Origin of the sequence: Dyadobacter sp. CY356 (assembly GCF_021440195.1) — a bacterium.
Classification (GTDB): domain Bacteria; phylum Bacteroidota; class Bacteroidia; order Cytophagales; family Spirosomataceae; genus Dyadobacter.
Genome location: NZ_JAJTSZ010000013.1, coordinates 89,749 through 110,906, shown reverse-complemented (window position 1 = coordinate 110,906; position 21,158 = coordinate 89,749). Strand labels below are relative to the sequence as shown.

Here is a 21,158-nt window from a genome sequence, read left to right as displayed (position 1 = left end):
CGGCTTAATCATTACCTTACTTTAATTTTAAAGAAACGACCTGACCATACATGAAAACCATACTCATTGTCGAAGACGACAGGCGTATTGCCCAGAATATTTACCGCGGATTACATGCCGAGAATTTTGAAGCAGAAATTGCATATGACGGTATTACAGGTAAAAATCTGGCTTTGAGTAAAAAATTTGATCTTATTTTGCTGGATGTTAATCTTCCGGGATTAAAAGGTTACGACGTTTGCCAGCAAATCCGGGTTTATAAACCTTCCATTCCCATCATCATGCTGACAGCCTATGGTGAAATTGAGGACAAAGTTGAAGGATTGAATAAGGGAGCGAATGACTATATCGTAAAACCTTTTGATTTCAGAGAACTTATGGCCCGGATCAATGCTGCATTGCGTGTTTCTGAACTCAATAATCCCGAAACAGAAAACCAGACTTTGCGTATTGCCGATCTTGAATTAAACGTTGGGACCAAGGAAGTTATCCGTGCAGGAAAATCCATTGAACTTACCGCAAAGGAATTTGCCTTGCTTGAATATTTTCTTTTGCACCGCGGGCGTGTGGTTTCAAAGATGGATCTGGCAGAACATGTCTGGCATCTGAATTTTGATCCGGGCACCAATGTGGTAGAGGTTTACATCAACTATTTGCGAAAGAAAATTGACAAAAATTTTGATACGAAACTGATCCATACCCGGCCAGGACTGGGTTATATTATGAAAGAGGAATAGGTCATTGAATAAATATAAATCCAAAAGCACTCCCTGAAATAAGAATAAAAAGTGAAAATAAAAGATCGGATCGCCCTGCAATTTACCTTGATGGTCGCTGTGATATTACTGCTATTTTCAGCAGCAATTTACAGTTTATCAGCACGTTATCGTCAGGAAGAATTTTATGACCGGTTAAAAAGCAAAGCACAAACAACCTGCCGGCTTCTGGTTAAGGTGAAGGGTATTGACAAAGATCTCTTAAAGATCATTGACAAAAATACCCTCACAGAAATGCTGGATGAAAAAGTGCTGATATTCAACACCAAAAACGAACTGGTGTATTCCAGTGTGGATGATAAACTGATCACTTATCATGCCGAATTACTCAAAGAGGTCAGGGATAAAAAAGAAATTGAGTTTTTACAGGATGATAGTGAAACGATCGGTCTGTTATATAACGAGGGCGACGAGCCTTTGATCGTGCTGGCTTCTGCCTATGATAAATTCGGGCGAAACAAACTGGACAATCTTTTGCAAATTCTTGCCTGGGGGCTCGTGGGTGGTATTGGATTGACAGTTGCCCTTGGTATTTATTTTGCGAGTAATTCTCTGAGGCCCATCAGCTTATTTAATCAGCAGGTTTCACAGATTACTGCACATAATCTTGCCCAAAAGCTCGATGAAGGAAACCGGAAAGATGAAATTGCCCAGCTTGCTATTAATTTCAATACGGTACTGGACCGGCTCAACAAAGCTTTTGAACAGCAAAAAAGTTTTGTTTCCCATGCATCCCACGAACTCCGGACACCTTTGGCTGCTCTAAAATCAGAAATACAACTCGGCCAGCGCTTTACCAAAAATAATCCTGAACTGGAAGAAGTTTTTGAAAACCTGTTTTCTGATACGGAACGGCTGATCAGTATCACTAATAATTTGTTATTTCTTGCGCGCTCCATCGAAAATATGGGCAATATGAAATCAACTTCGGTCCGGATTGAAGACATTGCTTTTCTGGCCAAGGAAGAAATCCTTTCCTCTTTTCCAAATTACAATATCCTGATCGACTATATTTCCATTCCTGAAAACGAGAACGATACGGTGATTGACGGAAATGAAGAATTGCTGAAACGCGTACTGCTTAACCTGATCGATAATGCCTGTAAATATTCATCCAACCATACAGCGCGTGTATTGATAGATACAAATGAAACTGAATGTTATGTCAAAGTAATTGATGAAGGAATCGGAATTAGTCAGGAAGACATCCCCTATCTTTTTGACCCTTTTTATCGTTCGTCGCACACCAGCGAAGTGCCTGGTTTTGGTATTGGTCTTTCCATTTGTCAGCGTATTATTGACCTGCACCACGGCACCATAAAAGTGACCAGCGAACTGGGCAAAGGCAGTGAATTCCAGGTCAGTTTAAAGCACGTTTAGCATTCTAATTTTTTTCTAAGGTTATTCTAAGCCTCCTGTAATGCCCGGTGACGAATATCGCATCTTTCTAAAATGGAATTATGCGAACTTACTTCACCGTAGTCTTACTCTTTTTTACTATCAGCTTACGAGCTCAGGATACACTCCGGCTCACGATCCGGCAAGCGGACAGTATCTTTTTACAAAAAAACCTTGACATCTTAGCGGAAAAATATCAGATCGATATTTCCAAATCTCAGGAAATTCAGGATAAACTCTGGGCTAATCCTACGCTGTCTCTTGAATTAAGTGCCTACAATCATTCACGTGGTGCTTTTGACGTGGGCCGTCAGGGACAAAAAGCGGTAACAATCCAGCAATTGATTACCACTGCCGGAAAAAGAAACAAGCGTGTTGCACTGGATATGGAGTCAACCAGAAAAACTGAATATCAGTTTTACGATCTGATCCGGACGCTGAAATTTGAACTCAGGGAAATGTTTTTTGAAACCTATTATCTGAGCCAGACCATTGCGCTTTACGATACGCAGATCGCGACACTGAACACCACCGTGACTGCCTTTGACAAAGAATATAACCGCCAGAATATCTCCCTGAAAGAAGTGGTTCGGTTAAAAGCGCTTCTTTTTCAACTTACCAATGACCGGGCTAATATCGTCTTTGAACTGTCCGACAATCAGCGCGATCTTCGGACATTGCTTAATACAGAACTTCCGGTAAAACCGGTTGTGGACAGTACGGATATCAGCCGGTATCAGTTAAGAAATTATGATCTGACGCTGCTTCGCGACAGAGCTATACTAAGCCGGTCTGATTTGAAAGTTGCTGAATCTGCCACCAAACAGGCGGAACTGAATTATACGCTGCAAAAATCACTGGCTGTTCCGGATCTGCAAATCGGCGGAGTGTATGACCAGGCCAGTAATTATGTCAATAATTATTTCGGTTTAAATCTTGCGATGGATTTGCCATTTTTCAATAGAAATCAGGGAAATATCCGTGCGGCAAAAAGTAACATAACCTACTTCAAAACGGCTGAAACTGCCAAACAAAATAGTATTAACAATGAGGTTAATGCAGCCTTGCAAAAAGTTTTTGTAGCTGAAAAAGCTTATAAGGGCGTAGAAAGTGAGTTCAGTAATCAATTCAAATTACTGAGCAAAGGTTTCTATGATAATTTCCAGAAACGGAATATTACCCTGCTAGAATTTATCGACTTCATCGAAACTTACAACGAAAGCATCAAAGAATTTAACCGGCTGCAAGCGGACCGGATTAAGGTATATGAGGAGCTCAATTTCGTAGTGGGCGAAGAGCTTTTTAATTAATAAACGAATTCAATTTCTTACATACATACGGATGAAAGCTGAAACAAAGCAATTAGATCTATCAATTATCGGCAAAAGGCCAGGCCCGGGGAAAAGTTTGGTGTACGTGTGCTCACTGGCTTTTATGAGTCTTTGGTTTTCGTCATGCCACAAAACAGAGGAGAAACAGGAAGAATCAAAAGCTTTCATGTTGTCGGATACGATGATGAACCGCATCAAAATCGATACAGTAAAAACAGAAATTGTCAGAAATGAGCTGACGTTGGTAGGCAAAGTGGTTCCCGACGAAAATCAGGTGATCAAAATTTTCCCATTGGTGGGCGGGAACGTGGAAGATGTGAATGTGGAACTTGGTGATAATGTAAAAAAAGGACAAAAACTGGCAACCATCCGTTCGGGAGAAGTTGCTGACTTTGACCGTCAGATGATCCAGGCGCAATCCGATTTACTGATTGCCCAGAAAAATCTTTCCTCAACCGAAGACTTGTACGAAAGTAAACTGGTACCGGAAAGGGACGCGATTACCGCCAGACAAATGGTGGATAAAGCGCAGGCAGAAGTGAGTCGCATGAAGGAAATATTTTCTATTTACGGTTTAAGTAAATCGACAAATTATACCGTAAAATCACCTATAAATGGTTTTATCATTTCAAAAAATGTAAACCGCGGTATGCAGTTGCGTTCCGATAATTCGGAGGCGTTGTTTACAGTCGGACAAATTGCTGATGTATGGGTTTTGGCTAATGTGAATGAAAGTGATATTCCACGGATCAAAGTCGGAATGAGTGCTGACGTGCATACGATCAGCTTTCCGGATGAAACTTTCAAGGGAAAAGTTGACAAAATATATAACGTACTTGACCCGGAAACCAAAGCGATGCAGATAAGAATCCAGCTCAGCAATGTTGGTTATAAACTGAAACCGGAAATGCATGCAACCGTAAATCTGAATTTTGAAGAAACGGACAGAATGACGGCCATTCCATCTCAATCGATCATTTTTGACCGCAGTAAAAACTGGGTTATGGTTTTCCACAGCCGCACCAAAATTGAAGCACGCGCAGTTGAAGTTTACCGTACTTTAACTAACCGTGCATACATCAAAACCGGTTTGAAAGACGGTGAACAAGTCATTTCCAAAAATCAGCTTCTGGTTTACAATGCTATTAATGATTAATAAAATGATAGAATGAGTGAATGATAGAATGAGTGAATGTTGACCCATACTATCATTCTATCATCACACCGTCGACCCGGTCAATATTCTATCATTCAAAATTCACTCATTCAAAATTTATTTTAATGAATAAATTCATTCGGGGAATCGTAGGTTTCTCTCTCAAAAACAGGTTTTTCATCTTCTTCCTGACAGGCCTTATGATCGTGGCTGGGGTGGTCAGTTACAGAAGTACGCCTTTGGAAGCATTTCCGGATATTACCAATACGCAGATCATTATCGTCTCACAATGGCATGGCCGGAGTGCAGAAGAGATAGAGCGTTTCGTAACGCAGCCAATCGAAATTGCGATGAACTCAGTGCAGCGAAAAGCCAATGTGCGCAGTGTTACGATGTTTGGTTTGTCTGTTATTAAAATTATTTTCGATGACGATGTGGAAGATTTTTTCGCCCGTCAGCAGGTAAATAATCAATTAAGAACAGTTTCTCTCCCCGATGGTGTTGATCCGGAAGTTCAGCCTCCATACGGGCCAACGGGAGAAATTTTCAGATATTCCCTGGAAAGTAAAGACCGCGATAGCCGGGAATTATTAACACTTCAAAACTGGGTGATCGACCGCCAGCTTCGCAGTGTTCCGGGTGTAGCCGATGTGGTTGCTTTCGGTGGCCGTGAAAAGATATATGAAGTTCAGGTAAATCCTACCAAACTGGTAAAATACAATATCACGCCGCTTGAAGTTTATGAAGCGGTTACAAAAAGTAACGTAAACGTAGGTGGTGATGTGATCGAAAAAAACGGCCAGGCTTATGTGGTACGGGGAATTGGTTTGCTGGAATCGACGCAGGATATTGAAAATATCATTGTTGAATATGTAAAGGATTATCCGGTTCTGGTAAAAGATGTTGCCGATGTAAAAGAATCAGATCTGCCACGTGTTGGTCAGGTTGGTTTGGGAAAAAATGATGATGTCGTTGAAGGAATCGTGGTACAACGCAAGGGTGAAAATCCGAGTGAGGTACTGGCCAGGATCAAAGAGAAAATCGGTGAGTTAAATACAAAAATATTACCACCGGACGTCAAAATGGTCACTTTTTACGACCGTGATAATCTGATTGAGTTTTGTGCCGATACCGTTAAACATAACCTCGTTGAAGGAATTGTTTTCGTAACCGTCATCGTATTCCTCTTCATGGCCGACTGGCGGACCACAATTATCGTTTCCATCATTATTCCACTGGCGCTTCTTTTCGCTTTTACCTGTTTGAAACTGAAAGGAATGTCTGCCAATTTACTATCGATGGGGGCGATTGACTTCGGTATCATTATCGATGGTGCCGTGGTGATGGTCGAGGGAATATTTGTGGCGCTTGATCATCTCGCCCACAAAAACGGAATGGATCGGTATAACAAACTTTCCAAGCTCGGACTGATCAAAAAGACGGGTGGTGAAATGGGAAAAGCCATATTTTTCTCAAAACTGATTATCATCACTGCCCTTCTGCCTATTTTCAGTTTCCAGAAAGTGGAAGGTAAAATGTTTAGTCCGCTGGCATTTACGTTGGGTTTTGCCTTGCTAGGCGCTTTGTTCTATACGCTTACGCTGGTTCCTGTTTTGTGTTCTTTTCTGTTGAACAAAAACGTTCGTGAGAAAAATAATCCGATTGTTAATTTCTTTGACAAAATTGTCATGGGCGGTTTCAACTGGTGTTTTGGTCATAAAAAGATCAGCTTCATATTCGCTACTGTATTTTTAAGTGTCTCACTTTTCTCATCAACCTGGCTTGGAACCGAGTTTTTGCCACAGCTGAATGAAGGTGCTCTTTGGGTTACTGCCGAACTACCGATGAGTATGTCGCTTCCTGAGAGTGTAAAAATGGCAAGTGATATCCGGAAAGATCTGGCCACTTTTAAAGAAGTGAAACAGGTACTTTCACAGGTTGGCCGTTCCAATGACGGAACTGACCCGAACGGATTTTATTTCTGCCAGTTTCAGGTGGATTTGGTTCCGAAAAAAGAATGGAAACGTAAGATCACCAACGAACAACTTACGGATGAAATGAACAAATTGCTGAGTGTTTATCCTGGTGTTTTATACAATTACTCACAGCCGATTGTGGATAATGTGGCAGAAGCTGTGGCTGGATATAAGGCAAGTAACGGTATCAAAATCTTCGGTCCAAATTTGGAAGAACTTGAAAAATATGCGAACCTGTCTATGGATGCGGTTCGGGATGTGAATGGTATCAAGGACCTGGGACTTATCCGTAACATCGGTCAGCCGGAGATCAGCGTAATTTTACATGATCATAAAATGGCTCAGTATGGTGTAAGTACTGCTGATGTTCAGGCGGTTATCGAAATGGCGATTGGTGGAAAAACGGCTTCTATATTATACGAAGGAGAGCGGAAATTTGATATTCGTTTGCGTTATCAGCAACAATATCGCCGCGATGAACAGGATATCCAGCAACTGATGGTACCGACATTAACAGGTGGTAAAATTCCTTTAAAAGAAATTTCAACGATCCGTAAAGTGACCGGTCCTGCTTTTGTTTATCGTGATAATAATAAACGATTTATTGGTGTAAAATTCTCTGTTCGTGGCCGTGATCTTGGAGGTACAATCGCAGAAGCCCAGCAACGGGTAAGAGAAAAATTGCCCAATCTGCCAAAAGGGTATTCCATTGAGTGGGTTGGTGAATTTGAAAATCAGGTTCGTGCTACGGACCGATTAGGCCAAGTGGTTCCGATCAGTCTTGTTGGTATTTTCATTCTGCTCTTTATCATGTTCAGCAACGCAAAAGATGCCGGTCTGGTTTTGGTCAATGTGCCATTTGCGCTGATCGGAGGTATACTTGCGCTACATGTTACGCATATGAATTTCGGAATTTCGGCCGGCGTAGGTTTTATCGCACTCTTTGGATTATGCGTCCAGAACGGGGTAATTCTGATTTCCGTCTTTAATAAAAATCTCGCAGCCCATATGCCCCTCGACGACGCCATTCGTGAGGGTGTCAAGTCAAGAATCCGGCCGGTGGTCATGACCGCACTCATGGCCGCCATTGGGCTGCTTCCGGCCGCTACTTCTACCGGTATCGGATCAGAAACACAAAAACCGCTGGCGATTGTGGTAATTGGAGGATTGATCACGGCAACTGTTTTGACCTTATTAATTTTCCCGATCATTTACGGATTCTTCAATAAAAAGAAAACACCGGTACATTCCTGATTTAACCCGGACTTATTTCTCCCTGCTCTGAATTTTATCCTGAGCAGGGATTTTTTTTGTTTCATGATTCTCAGAGCTTATACGGCTGTACGTCGACAAAAAGTAACTGTATGTCGACATTGCAAATCATTGATTAAACAATCGGGTTATTCTTGTATCATAGAATTACAAAACGCAGAAATTAACCTTGTAAACATCAGAAATCATGAAAAAGATAATCGTAGTAATGTTCGTTTTTATTGCAGCTTTCTCTGCTCCAAAAGTAAATGCACAAATTAGTTTAAGTATCAATATTGGCCAGCAACCGGCATGGGGGCCAACCGGTTATGACCACGTAGATTTTTATTACCTGCCGGATATCAATGTTTATTATGATGTGGCCAGAGCGCAGTATGTTTATCCAAATGGAAATCAATGGGTATATGGCCAGAACCTTCCGGCACGCTACCGCAATTTTGATATCTACAACAGTTACAAAGTGGTTGTAAACGAAGCAAGACCTTATTTACGCAATAATGTATATGCTGCAAAATATGCGAAATACAAAGGTCAGCACAATCAACAGATCATTCGTGACAGCAGAGACCAGAAATATTTCCAAAGTGCTCAGCACCCGCAACACCAACAATGGGAAAAACAACAAACAAAGGTTATTGTAAAATCAAATAACAATAACAGAGATAATTCAAGAAATAATAATGCAAGAAACAATAACAACAATGGTCGTGACAACAACGGTCGTGATAACAAAAACGACAAACGTGGAAATAACGGAAGAAATTAAGCCGGGTCAAATCAGCTTTTAGAATCCTTTATTTCTCTAAATACAAATCCCTCAACTGAAAACAGTTAGAGGGATTTTTGTTGTATTAGTATGGTTTTGAAGTGATCATTTCAAATCTGAAAACATAAAAGAGACAGGTTAAATCCTGCATGAAGTAAGATGGCGTATAAAAACCCATATTTAAGGCGGACATAACCTAACATAAAACCCAAAGATGTTTGAGGAAGGGTAAGGACAGGAATTAGTAGAAGTGTAGATAAACGCCAGTCAAAATTTGTAATATGAAGGAAACCGAAACCAATGACTGAAAGATAAAAAATTACTTTATAACGTTTGCGCCAAAATTTCTCCAGCCGATTATTTATGTCTCCGTTTTCATGCAGAAAACTATAAATCATAGCCATAAAAATCAGACTCAATCCAACTGCCAAAGAGGTATGATTTAATTCTCCAAAAAGGCCATATCCAGTCATAAATTTCTTTAAAAAATAAAATAACCATATACCTGAAAATGCTGCGAAATTAATTTTGGAATATTTAAGGCAAAGACGAAATTGAAGTTCTTCCACAATGGGCGCATATAAACAGGCCAGTGCAATTTGGTAAACCCAGGATTTTTGCCTGAAAGAATTCAGGAAAACATTTACAGGTTTTTCTATGTTGAAAACTTCAAAAAAAGTGAAAAGCAGTATTCCGGAAAAGAAACTGAGCAGTAATGCCAGCAGATATATGCGAAGAAATTCTATCAACCGAAGGTAAAACTGATTCTTACCGGAAATGACTTTCCCTTCCGATAATAGAATACTTAACTCTGAAATAATCATTTTCATAACAACAGGATTTATAGAGGAGATAACGTTTCTGTTGTTTGACACAGAATTACATCTCCCGTCACTGTGTTAAATAAAAAAATCCCTCATTTGAGGGATTTGGAATCTTGATAGTTATCGTGATCTGAAACGACTTTCGTTAAGACGGCTTATCAGAAAAACTTACGGTAAAGGTTGTTCCCTCTCCTACTTCCGACTGGACATCGATACGTCCATGATGTGCGTGAAGAATGTTTAACGTTGTGGCCAAACCAAGTCCCATACCATTTTTCTTTCCGGTAAAATAAGGCTCGAAAACCTTATCCATATTTTCCTGACTGATACCGGAACCGTTGTCTGCAAAAATAACCTGTAAAGAATCCGCCTGAATTCTGGTTGTAATTCTTAAAATCCCCTTGTCCTCATCCATTGCCTCAATGGCATTGGTAATCAGATTCAGAAATGCCATTTGCAGTGAAACTGAATCCAGCGGAATGAAGAAATCCTCTTCCGCATAGGCTTTGACAATTTTAATTCTTTTGAGCTGTACACGGTCATAAGCGGTTGCGATGGCTTCATCCAGAACAGAATGAATGGATTTCTCAACCAAAACAATGTCCGAAGAACTTGAAGGTTGCAGCAACTGCGTGATCAGATCGTTGATACGGGTACAATTTCGCTTGATGATCTGGGTGTAAAATTTCTGATCTTCATCCACCAATTCCATTTCCAGCTGTTCTGCTGAAAGGTTTACATTGGTTAACGGATTTCTGACCTCGTGCGCCAACATCCTGACAAGTCTGCTGGTAACAGCCAGTTTCTCAGAAAAAAGCCTTTCTCTTTCTGACTGCTTTCTGGCCGTAATATCATGTAATCTTCCCTGTACATAAGGATTGTCCTCATCCATTTCCATAGAAGCAGAAAAAACACAATATTTCTTTTCCCCGTCCGTAGTAGCTATTCTTACCTCAAAATCCTGTATTGCGCGATCCTGAATACCATCCCAGACCATGCCGAAACTTGGATCGTCTACGATTTCGAGGATGTTTTTCCCTTTCAATTCTTTTGGCAAATAACCGGTGAGTGTACAGGCTGATGTATTAAAGTCAGTAATGACACCTTCCAGATCACTGATGAAAAGGAAGTCGTTAGATTCCTCAAAAACTCTGCGATACCGTCTTTCACTGTGACGCAATGCTTTTAAAACGGAAGTTCTTTCCAGTGCATAACGTATCGTACGTTCCAGCTTTTCAGGATCCAGTTCATTTTTGATCAGATAATCAACTGCACCCAGGCGTAATGCTTCAACTGCAATTTTCGTATCTCCTTTTCCTGTGAGCAGGATCATTGGCTCCTCACATTCAAGCGTTGTGGCTTCTTCGATCAGGTCAATCCCGTTGCGTTCACCCAACAGATAATCGAAAAAGTAAAGATCAAATTTCTTATTTTGGATGGCGTGAATCGCTTCCTTGTAGGTTGCGCACCAGGTTATATCAAATTTCCAGTTTACAAGATCATTGAAATACTCCCTCGTAAGAAAGTAATCATCTTCATCATCGTCAACCAGAAGGACGCTAATCAATTTACTATTCATTAAAATTATGAGTATAAATCTATAATTAATTTTGGCTTACCGGAAGAATAATTTCGAACGTGGCACCCTGATCCGGGACACCAAATGCTTCGATAATTCCGTGATGCCCTTCAACAACTTTTTTGCACACAGAAAGACCAATGCCTGCTCCTTCATATTCAGACCGGCCTCTCAGACGTTGAAAAATCGTAAAAATCCGGGATGCATGTTCATTTGAAAATCCTATACCATTATCCTTCAAAGTAATCCTGATATAATTTTTATCAACCGGCAATTTTCTTTTAAGAACCTCGGCAACCGGTAAATCTGATACACGAAGGGAAATTACAGGAACCGTATCCGGTTTTGTAAATTTCAAAGAATTAGAAATCAGATTGATAAAAAGCTGAGACATCTGGGTTGGATTGGCATCGATTACCGGAAGTTTATCAACCTCTATTATGGCCTGATTTTGCTGAATACTTACTTCCAGATCACTTAGTGTACTTCTTAAAATACTATTCAGGTCTGTTGGCTCAAAAATGTTTGACAAACTCGAAACTCTTGAAAATTCCAGCAGGTTGTTAATCATCTTTTGCATGCGCCTCGTAGCACTCAAAATCCTGCTTAGATAAACCCCCTGCTCCTGATCCAGAACATCCTTCGTTTTACTTTCAAGACGCTCGCCAAATGAAATAATTTTGCGAAGCGGTTCCTGCAAATCATGTGAGGCGACGTAGGCAAACTGTTCAAGATCTTCATTGGATTTATTGAGGTCACTAACTTTCCTTTCCAGTTCGCTCTGAATTTCTCTTAGCGTGGTCACGTTAAACGCGGTTCCGATCGAAATGTTATGACCTGTTACTTCATCGATTGAATTGTGTCCGCGGACATACAGATATTTCTCTTCTCCATTTTCAGCTATAATCCTGAATTCAAGAATGTATGCATCGGTATATGAAAGTACATTTTTTAGCTTTTCTGTTATAAACTCAATGTCATCCGGATGGATGTTCTTTTTGAAAGTGGCACTGGTTAATTTTTCAAGAGGTATACTTTCAGGGCTATAACCCATGAGCTTATACATTCCTTCTGTCCACTCATATCGGGCGCTTTGTATATCCCAGATCCAGCTGCCAAACTCCATCGTTTGTTCGGCTTCGGCAGATAATTTTTGAAGATATGCCAGTTGATTCTGCGTCTTTTTCTCAGCAGAAATATCAGTAATGGTGTATAAATTATATTCTTTACCAATGGCCGACTTATCAATTCTGCACCAGATTCCTGATCTGTTAAATTGAAAAGTTACAGTTCCATTCTGTCTTAAAGCGTCAAAGTCGAAATGCGTCCCGCAAATCGACTTCAACGTTAATCCTTCAAAATCCGTTAATCCTGTCAACCCACCAGCCGCATCATTTGCATAAAAACATGCAGGATCTGCGTTTGGCAATAATTCATCATCGCTTCCGCAAACTAGAAATCCGGTTGGCGAGGCACTTAATATATCATGAAATGAAAATGGATATAACTGATTTTTCAATCTATTAAATATCAAATTGTTTCATCTTGTTATATAACGTCTTGCGGTCGATATTTAACAAACGCGCAGCTTTGCTTTTGTTAAAATTAACATCCCTCAAAACCTGCATAATCATATCATATTCAGCTTCGTTAGCAACCGTTTTAAGGCTTGGTTTCGTATCATCTGTATCAGCAGGTTCAAGTATAACCGGTGCCGCAACAATTGGCGAAGGTGCAATTTCATCGTCCAGATCTTTCAGTTTGCTATGATTCACAATCTCAAAAGGAAGCGATTTCTCTTCAATTAATTCCCCGTCAGAAAGTAAAGTGGCACGTTTGATGACATTTTTCAGCTCACGTAAATTACCCGGCCATGAATAATTAACAAAATCCTTCATTACCTCCTCTGAAAAGCCTTTTACATTTTTAGACAATTCAGCGTTGGTAGTATCAAGGAAAGTTGTTGCAAATAGCAAAAGATCATCCTTACGGTTTCTCAGCGCCGGAACTTCAATCGTAAATTCATTGAAACGATAATAAAGATCTTCTCTGAATTTACCATTTCGGGCTGCTTCAAGCAATTTCTCATTACTTGCCACAATGATCCGGACGTCAAGTTCAATTTCTTTTGAAGCACCAATACGACGCATCTTGCGCTCCTGCACTACGCGAAGCAAAGCAACCTGAATTTCATAAGACAAATTGGAAACCTCATCCAAAAATAAAGTACCTCCGTTTGCCATTTCAAAATGACCGATCTTGGTTTGCAAAGCTCCTGTAAAAGATCCTTTTTCATGACCAAAAAGCTCACTGCCTGCCAGTTCTTTTGAGATAGCACCGCAATCCATAGCCACAAACGGCATATCTTTTCTGCGCGATCTGTTATGGATTTCCTGAGCAATAGCCTCCTTACCAGAACCACTTTCCCCGTAAATAATTACACTGAAATTGGTAGGTGCTACAAGATCAACCTGGCGGAAAAGATTATCAGAAACCTCGCTTTGGCCCATTACATAACCCGCCTTCATTTTATGAGAAGTCTTGCGGACAGCTTTCGGAGAAGCAACATCTGAGCTATTTCCAGAAGGAACAAATTCTGTTTCTCCTGTTCTTTCAGCTTCGGCATCTGCCAAAGCCTTTTTTACTGTCACTAATATTTCATCCGGAAAAAGAGGCTTTGTGATATAATCATAAGCACCCAGTTTCATAACGTTCACCGCAATTTTTATGTCAGAATAACCCGTGATGATCAAAACCGGCACATGGGGGCGCTTGGATTTGATCGTATTCAGAAGTTCTGTACCGGTAATATCGCCTAAACGGAAATCCGTCATAACCAGATCCGGCTCAAAAGATTCAATTAACGCAAGCCCGTCTTTTCCGGTTAAAGCCGTTTCAACAATAAAATCATTCTTTGATAAAAATCTTTTTAACAGGAAGCAAATATCCGCTTCATCATCGACCACTACTATTTTTTTCATGTGGAATAAGTGCTTTCTTAATTAAATGGTAACCCGCAGACGTGCGGTTGGAATATTTAGTTGCTCTCTGTATTTAGCTACAGTGCGGCGGGCAACAGAATAACCTTTCTCTGACAATAAGTCGGTAATTTGCTGATCATTGTATGGATGACGCTTATCTTCGGCAGCCGTTATTTCACGGATTGCTTCCTGAATTTCACGGTTTGAAACTTCCGTACCATCCTCATTTGTAACACCTTCCGTAAACAGATCTTTTAAAAGAACGATACCGAAAGGAGTCTGGACATATTTATTTGTCGTAACGCGTGATACTGTCGATATATCCATATCAATTATTTCCGCAACGTCTTTAAGGATCATTGGACGGAGTTTTTTGATATCACCGGTTTGGAAATAATCATACTGCAATTTAACAATCGCTCTTAAGGTACTGAGCATTGTATTTTCACGCTGCTTGATGGCATCAATAAACCATTTGGCAGAATTCATTTTATTTTTCAAAAACTGATTTGTTGCCTTATCAATTTTTTGTTCAGCCATTTGTGTAAACAATTTGTTCAGACGCAATGCCGGGCTATTTCCCCACGTAAGCTGAACCTCAATTTCGCTATCTTCAATATAACGAAGCATGAAATCCGGTTTTATGCTTTCGTTGACAAGCGAATCATTTCTTAGGCCAGATGCAGGTTTTGGATTCAGCGTTGTGATAAGCTGGATTGCCTTTTTCAAACATTCTTCATCCAGGTTTAAAACACGCATTATTTTGTCATAATTGCGCGAACCCAGTTCATCAAACGTATCAGAAACAATCTTATATGCCCAGCCCCAAACCTCATCCTGATTTTCAATACGATGAAGCTGAATCAGCAGGCATTCACGCAAATCTTTGGCAGCTATTCCGGGAGGATCCAGCTGCTGGATAACTCTGAGCATCATCTCAACCTCTTCGGTATCGATAAACATGCTGTTTGCAAAAGAAATATCGTCCGCGATAACCTCGCTCTCACGCCTCAAAAACCCATCCTCATCCAGTGAATCAAGAATAAAATCAGCAACAAGCTGTTGTCTTTCGTCTAACCGTAAAAAATGAACCTGTTGTTTTAAATCGTCCCTGAAACCGATAGACTCAACCATCGGGCGGGTATATAGCTCATTATCAGCCGACTGATTATTAGCATATGTTTTATAGTCAGGAATATCATCATCTCTGAATTCGTCCCAATCCTGATAGTCCTGAACCGATGGATAATCGTCTTCACCAGAGCTGCCACTATCATCAGAATCCTGAAATTCGTCCGCTGTATCTTCCGAAGCTGTATCTTCCTTTCCCTCTTCCAGTATAGGATTTTCCTCTAATTCTTCTTTAATTCTTTGCTCAAGCTCCATAGTTGTCAGGTGCAACAAATTGAGCATCTGAATCTGAAGAGGAGAATATTTAAGGGTTTGTCGTTGCGTCTGCGTTTGTCTTTGCATATAGCAATTAATTGTATTATTAAAAGTTCTCTTTACTGATATCGTTCATTGAAACCTTAAATATTCGGATTATTTCCGAAACTTAACATCAAAAGGGTCCCTTTGTTGAGTAACTACATACATCTTATAAATTTACTATACTTTATTCTAACTTACTTAACTCTGAATGGCAAATTGCTAATATTGCGTACTTATTTCCACAGACTGAGTATATTCATTTGAAATGTAGATTTTTCTCACAACGCTAATTCATGAAACTCTCTACCTTTTATCTCCTCAACCGTACACTTAGCGAGCATTCGCTTTCTTTAATAACCAGATTTCTCTTCGGCACTTCGCTGATACTAATTATCGCTCTATCATACAGTTACAACGAAATTAACCAGGAACTGATCAATTATTCCGAAAAGGTAAATCAGACGCAAAGGGTTATCAGCGGGCTTCATCAGCTTTCATCCGCAATTTATGAAACGGCTCAACATACCAATAGCTATTTATCCTTAAAAGATACCGCATATGTAAACAAAACTCTTGCCTCATTAAAAACGATAGTTCCACTTACGATCAGAACAGATACGCTAATAGCCGAAAACAAAGCGCAGCATAAAAGGCTAAGTGCGTTCCGGGATCATTATACTCAATTTGAAATTAATACGAACAAATTAATAAACGGAGGTAATTCTTTAAACCCGGCTATTGTTTATGTTCTTTCAAAAAGAAGAAATGCAGAAGTTGATTCGATGACAAAACTGGTTGTCAGCATGAAGCGTGTTGAAGATCAACTGATGTATAACCGCGTACGGAGCAGGGAAAATTATACCGCCCAGGTTTTCAGATATAACTGGATAATCATGCTCGTGGCTATTGTTTTTCTTTCCTCTGCTTTTGTTCTTTTGGATCGTGAGCTCAGACGCAACAAGTTTTACCGGGTTGATCTTGAAAATAAAATTGAAAACCTGAACCGTTCCAATAGTGAGCTTGAACAATTTGCTTATGTGGCCTCGCATGATTTGCAGGAACCGTTAAGGAAGATACGGTCATTTTCTGACCGGCTTATGACGAAATATCAAAATGAATTTTCGGAAGAAATTTTTACCATGTTGAGTAAAATTGATGTATCTGCTCAACGTATGCAGCTACTCATTAATGATCTGCTGTCATTTTCAAGAATTGTGAAAACCGGAACGGAGGTGAAGATGATAAACCTTAATACTGCCCTTTCCGACGCCCGATCCAATCTTTCAGAAATGATTCTGGAAAATAAAGCAGTAATTCATTCCGACAACCTCCCGACCATTGAAGGTTATGGTTCACAGATGATTCAGCTTTTTCAGAACCTGCTTTCCAATTCTTTAAAATATCACAAAGAAAATGTCCGTCCGGTTATTCGCATAACCCACAGACTCGTTGATGGGGAAATTATTCCTGGAATCAAACCCTCTCATAGTGATATTCAATTTCACCAGATAAGGGTCAGCGACAATGGTATTGGATTCAAAAAAGAGTTCGCAGAGAAGATTTTTGTAATTTTCAAAAGGCTTCACGGACAAAATGAATTTGCCGGAACAGGTATTGGGCTTGCAATCTGCAAACGCGTTGTGTCAAATCACAACGGCTATATCTTTGCAGAAAGTATGGAAGGCAATGGTGCAAATTTTTACATATACCTTCCATCAGAATCTTTACTTAACTGATAAATTCTATTTATCAAAAACCGGCTCAAACGGAATTTTCTCGTCAGTCGATTTTTTTATCCATCTCAGTCCTTTCAATAAAACCTCGCGGCCCTCTTCAACACCATATTTAAGAATCACCTTTTCTACGATGATAGGGGCGATATAATTAAAAGGAACAGGGAGGCGTTTCAAAACTGTTTTTGCAAGTGCGGCACCTACACCCAATTCAAGACCTTTACCTGCCAGTCCGCCGGGAGCAGTAGCACTAAACAGTTCCTTTACGTAAGAAGATGCCGTATGCAACGACTCTTCTACTTTTTCTTTTTTTGTGTTGTTCGTATTCATGTGTTGAAGTGTAATAAGTATGGAAAAAAATCCGGGCGATATTTAATATCACCCGGACCTTAATTAGTTATATTTTTCGAATTCGTCGGCAGCAGCATCTTTAACTTCTTCTGCTTTGTCTTTGAACTCATTTTTATATTCTTCACCTTTTTCTTTCAAATCTTCGGCAGTCTCGCCAGCTTTTTGTTTGCTTTTTTCAAGTGCATCAATCAATTCACTTGCAAGACTATTTGTTTTTTTCTTGATTTTTTTACGAGTCTGCGTTCCTTCTTCCGGAGCGAAAAGCAACCCTATCACAGCACCCGCAGCCGCAGCTGTTACAATTCCCCAAAACACTTTACTATTTACCATGATAATGTTTTTTTAGATGATGGTTTAAAAAAATTAATTGATGACTCATAAATATAAGCTAAAATCTTGTACCCAAGAACAGCAAATCGATCAATATTTTTGATAAAATATTTAAAATCAACGAATTATACAAAGAATTTAAAATTAGCAAAAAATAAGAAGGGGATTTAAGTTATAAAAACCAAAAGTCCTACTATACATAATTGGGATGGGGTTCTACAAGATGGGGAAGAGCTTTCCGAAAACCACACTTGAATCAACCTATGCTGATTTTTGATTTGAATTTGTAAGAATATTATGGCAAGGTTATTGTCTATTCAACATTATCAATATTAGAAAAGTAATACAGGTTATTCAATTGTAAACTGAAAACTACTAAGCGCAAATTCCAAAACTTTACTGACTGTTTATTTTAGATTGGAGACCATGAAAATTGTAATAATAGAGGATGAAAAAGATTTGGGGATATTGATGCGCAATTTTCTGGTTAAACAACTTAATGTAAAAACTCCTGATACAGTTAAAATTGCCACTACATTGCTTGAAGGCATTAATTTCATCAATCAGTTAAATCCCGATTGGGTATTTATTGATAATAATTTACCTGACGGAAAAGGAATTAACGAAATTGAGCAGATCAAGAACAGCGGAAAACTTTATAACCGAAAAGTGGTGATGATGAGTGCCATGACCAACCTTCGCGAAGAGGCATTAAGGAACGGTGCAGATTATTTTCTTGACAAACCCATCAGTTTTGTCGAGGTTAAGAACCTTTTCCCTGAATATGAGTAGTTAATTTATATAATCAGTCAGGAAATCAACTTTCCATCCCGAAATGGGTAACTGAGGCATAGCACTGTGGAAATTATTACACACCCGGTTGATCTGTTTGATTCCAGACGTCTTTGAGTCAAAAAACAGGGCATTGCGTCCCACTCTTCCCCTTTTTACCCGGCATTTTCACTTTCTGAGATTTATATCTGACCCGCCTTGTTTTAACCATATCCTTATGTTTAGGATAGGGTAAGAATTTGAAATCGTATTCCGGTATGAAATAATCTTCCTTATACTCTGCAACCGGCAAAGGCATATAATGTCTCCCCTTAAAGGCCAGCGTATCGTACTCATAATCATAAAGATAAATTGTTACGAAGCCGTCACGACTGTATTTGATACCAATGTCGGCAAAAGGACCGTCATCACCTGACGATGCCACCAGCTTCATCATTTCTTTTTGTTTTCCTTTGACCAGAACGTTCATATTGTATTGAAACACACGGTGTAAAGAATCAATTTGTATCGCAACGCCAAGATAATATTTAGCATCTTTCATTCTTTCCTGTCCGGCATACATCACCGCGGTATTATTCAGCGCGCTTTTGTCCTGATAAGTTTGATAACTTAACGATGCCTCATCATATTTTTGCCAGTATTTATAAACATTTCCCTGGTTGACATTATAGAATTTCCGCGCTGGTGCAACTTCCATGGCCGTCTTAAAATCCTGAAACGAATTTTCGTAACGCACATTCGCATCTTCAACCTGCCGCCGCTGTTCATGACGGTTACCAAGATATGCCTGCACGATACCGCGGTTGTTATACAAATAGGGCAGCTCCGGATTCTCCTTTATCAAACTGTCAAACAATACCATGGATTTGTCAAGCTGATCGTTTTCAAGCAACGTAACACCCCAGCCGTTTTGTGCTTTTATATTTTTGGAATTGAGAGAAATGGCTTTTTTAAACACGTTATAACTCTTTTTAAACATGTCAAAATGAAGAAGCAGATTTCCATAATTACTCCACATCCGGTCGTAATTCTGTTCGTAATTCAGTGCCTTGCTCAAAAACTGTCCCGCTTCTGAATATCTTTTCTGGTCGATCATGATACTGCTCATGCCCGCCAACGCTTCATAACGTGCACCATCAAGACGGATTGCAGTTGTAAAATCTTCCTGCGCTTCCTTTGATTTTTTTAAATAATACTGTGTAAAACCACGCGTCACAAACAAATCAGCAAAAAACTTATTGTCCGGGTCCATAATAGATTCAGCTTTTTTGAAGTCTGCCATGGTCAGCTCAAACTGCTTCATACCATAATGCGCAACGGCCCTTCCCAGATATGCCGGCAGGTATGAACTATCCTTTTTTATGGCGCGGTCAAAGGAATTATATGCAGATTGATAATCATGATTTGATAAATGCGTATTACCGATTCCGGATAACAAAGCAGGTGTTTCCCGTTTTAATGTAGATGCCAGGCGATAATATTGCTGCGCTTCCCTGATCTGATTTAATCCGTAAAAGGCGTGCGCAATACCCAGATAAGCATCCCCGCGGAATGTTTTGTCATCGCTTTCAAGATATTTTTCAAAAACTGCTTTGGCATTTCCAAACTGGTTCAGCGATAGCAGCGCATTGGCATACCGGATCTGAGCCTTGGCATGTTTACGGGCCACTTTTTCAAAATCCTTGACTGCTTTTTTCTGATTGCCGGTACGCATTAAAATATCGCCCCGTTGTAATCGATACGCCATGATCTCATCCTTTTGGCGAATAGCAGTGGAAAATTCGTCGGTAGCTTCGGGAAGCAGGCCGGTATATTTGTACATCAAACCTACATTATAACTCCACTTCCCCGCAGAATTTTTTTGTTGATTTCCCTGGGCAAAACTCAAACCCTCGGAGAATTTTTTCTCTTTTCCATAAGCTACAATGGAATTTACGATACTATAAGAATGGTTGGAAACATTGGAAAAATCATCTCGGGCAGCCTGAAATTTGCGGCTTAAAAGATTAAACAAACCTCTGTTATATTGTAGCTGAGCATCCTGACCCGACATTTCAAGTGATTCTACAATATGCAGTGCTTTGGGATAACTTCCGGATAATGCCAGCACAACAGCCTCATTGTTCAAACGCTGAACGGAGTCTGAGGGCATAAAAGATTGCTTGTCGTATTTTAAAAATTCAGTTTGAAGCTCCCGCAGCTGGTATTGATATTCAGGCGTTTTCAACAAAGCCGGATTGTTTTCTTCGAAGGAGCGGTTGAAAGTAACGAGAAGATCTTTAAGAAGTTTTTGGCAAGCACTAAAATCCTGCGCTGATGCCGGCTGTATTACACACACCAAAAACATCATCGGAATAACGATCAAGAACGAGCGGACAACTTTCCTTATCATGACCCATGGGCTAGCGCAATTACTAACGTACTATAAATGAACAACATTATCAAAAATTACTTATTGACCG

16 protein-coding genes are annotated in these 21,158 nt (G+C 39.8%); 8 read left to right on the top strand and 8 right to left on the bottom strand.

Features of this window, described 5'->3' with window-relative positions:
* Positions 1–50: 50 nt before the first annotated feature.
* The 6 genes from LXL81_RS28275 to LXL81_RS28250 all read left to right on the top strand — a co-directional run bounded on the left by LXL81_RS28275 (position 51) and on the right by LXL81_RS28250 (position 8,675).
* The gene (locus LXL81_RS28275) at positions 51–737 is read left to right on the top strand and encodes a response regulator transcription factor (RefSeq protein ID WP_234651355.1); all 687 of its coding nucleotides are present in this window, start codon (positions 51–53) and stop codon (positions 735–737) included.
* A gap of 51 nt (positions 738–788) precedes the next feature.
* Positions 789–2,156, top strand: coding sequence for an ATP-binding protein (locus LXL81_RS28270; RefSeq protein WP_234651353.1), 1,368 nt, complete (start codon positions 789–791; stop codon positions 2,154–2,156).
* An 80-nt stretch (positions 2,157–2,236) separates the two neighbouring features.
* On the top strand, positions 2,237–3,484 hold the full coding sequence (locus LXL81_RS28265) for a TolC family protein (RefSeq protein ID WP_234651351.1): 1,248 nt from the start codon (positions 2,237–2,239) through the stop codon (positions 3,482–3,484).
* Positions 3,485–3,608: 124 nt separating this feature from the next.
* Positions 3,609–4,661 (top strand): efflux RND transporter periplasmic adaptor subunit, encoded by a 1,053-nt coding sequence (locus LXL81_RS28260; RefSeq protein ID WP_234651448.1) that lies wholly within the window; start codon positions 3,609–3,611, stop codon positions 4,659–4,661.
* A 125-nt stretch (positions 4,662–4,786) separates the two neighbouring features.
* The gene (locus LXL81_RS28255) at positions 4,787–7,891 is read left to right on the top strand and encodes an efflux RND transporter permease subunit (protein WP_234651349.1); all 3,105 of its coding nucleotides are present in this window, start codon (positions 4,787–4,789) and stop codon (positions 7,889–7,891) included.
* Positions 7,892–8,096: 205 nt separating this feature from the next.
* Entirely contained in the window at positions 8,097–8,675 is a 579-nt protein-coding gene (locus LXL81_RS28250) for a hypothetical protein (protein WP_234651347.1), read from the top strand.
* 110 nt (positions 8,676–8,785) lie between these two features.
* On the opposite strand, the gene LXL81_RS28245 is transcribed toward LXL81_RS28250, so the two are convergent.
* The 5 genes from LXL81_RS28245 to rpoN all read right to left on the bottom strand — a co-directional run bounded on the left by LXL81_RS28245 (position 8,786) and on the right by rpoN (position 15,532).
* Positions 8,786–9,505, bottom strand: a complete 720-nt coding sequence (locus LXL81_RS28245; RefSeq protein ID WP_234651345.1) for a type II CAAX prenyl endopeptidase Rce1 family protein — start codon at positions 9,503–9,505, stop codon at positions 8,786–8,788.
* 139 nt (positions 9,506–9,644) lie between these two features.
* Positions 9,645–11,078 (bottom strand): ATP-binding protein, encoded by a 1,434-nt coding sequence (locus LXL81_RS28240; protein ID WP_234651333.1) that lies wholly within the window; start codon positions 11,076–11,078, stop codon positions 9,645–9,647.
* 25 nt (positions 11,079–11,103) lie between these two features.
* Positions 11,104–12,597 (bottom strand): ATP-binding protein, encoded by a 1,494-nt coding sequence (locus tag LXL81_RS28235; protein WP_234651331.1) that lies wholly within the window; start codon positions 12,595–12,597, stop codon positions 11,104–11,106.
* Positions 12,598–12,601: 4 nt separating this feature from the next.
* Positions 12,602–14,059, bottom strand: a complete 1,458-nt coding sequence (locus tag LXL81_RS28230; protein WP_234651329.1) for a sigma-54 dependent transcriptional regulator — start codon at positions 14,057–14,059, stop codon at positions 12,602–12,604.
* A 21-nt stretch (positions 14,060–14,080) separates the two neighbouring features.
* On the bottom strand, positions 14,081–15,532 hold the full coding sequence (gene rpoN / locus LXL81_RS28225; protein ID WP_234651328.1) for an RNA polymerase factor sigma-54: 1,452 nt from the start codon (positions 15,530–15,532) through the stop codon (positions 14,081–14,083).
* 251 nt (positions 15,533–15,783) lie between these two features.
* Between rpoN and LXL81_RS28220 the strand changes: the two genes are divergently transcribed.
* Entirely contained in the window at positions 15,784–17,226 is a 1,443-nt protein-coding gene (locus tag LXL81_RS28220) for an ATP-binding protein (protein WP_234651327.1), read from the top strand.
* A gap of 6 nt (positions 17,227–17,232) precedes the next feature.
* Here the strand turns inward: LXL81_RS28220 and LXL81_RS28215 are convergent, their stop codons facing one another.
* Both LXL81_RS28215 and LXL81_RS28210 read right to left on the bottom strand, forming a co-directional pair.
* The gene (locus tag LXL81_RS28215; RefSeq protein WP_234651326.1) at positions 17,233–17,553 is read right to left on the bottom strand and encodes a hypothetical protein; all 321 of its coding nucleotides are present in this window, start codon (positions 17,551–17,553) and stop codon (positions 17,233–17,235) included.
* Between the two features lie 63 nt (positions 17,554–17,616).
* Positions 17,617–17,904, bottom strand: coding sequence for a YtxH domain-containing protein (locus tag LXL81_RS28210; protein ID WP_234651325.1), 288 nt, complete (start codon positions 17,902–17,904; stop codon positions 17,617–17,619).
* A 426-nt stretch (positions 17,905–18,330) separates the two neighbouring features.
* On the opposite strand from LXL81_RS28210, the gene LXL81_RS28205 reads away from it, so the two are divergent.
* Positions 18,331–18,696, top strand: a complete 366-nt coding sequence (locus LXL81_RS28205; RefSeq protein WP_234651324.1) for a response regulator — start codon at positions 18,331–18,333, stop codon at positions 18,694–18,696.
* A gap of 118 nt (positions 18,697–18,814) precedes the next feature.
* On the opposite strand, the gene LXL81_RS28200 is transcribed toward LXL81_RS28205, so the two are convergent.
* The gene (locus tag LXL81_RS28200) at positions 18,815–21,088 is read right to left on the bottom strand and encodes a hypothetical protein (RefSeq protein ID WP_234651322.1); all 2,274 of its coding nucleotides are present in this window, start codon (positions 21,086–21,088) and stop codon (positions 18,815–18,817) included.
* Between the last annotated feature and the right edge of the window lie 70 nt (positions 21,089–21,158).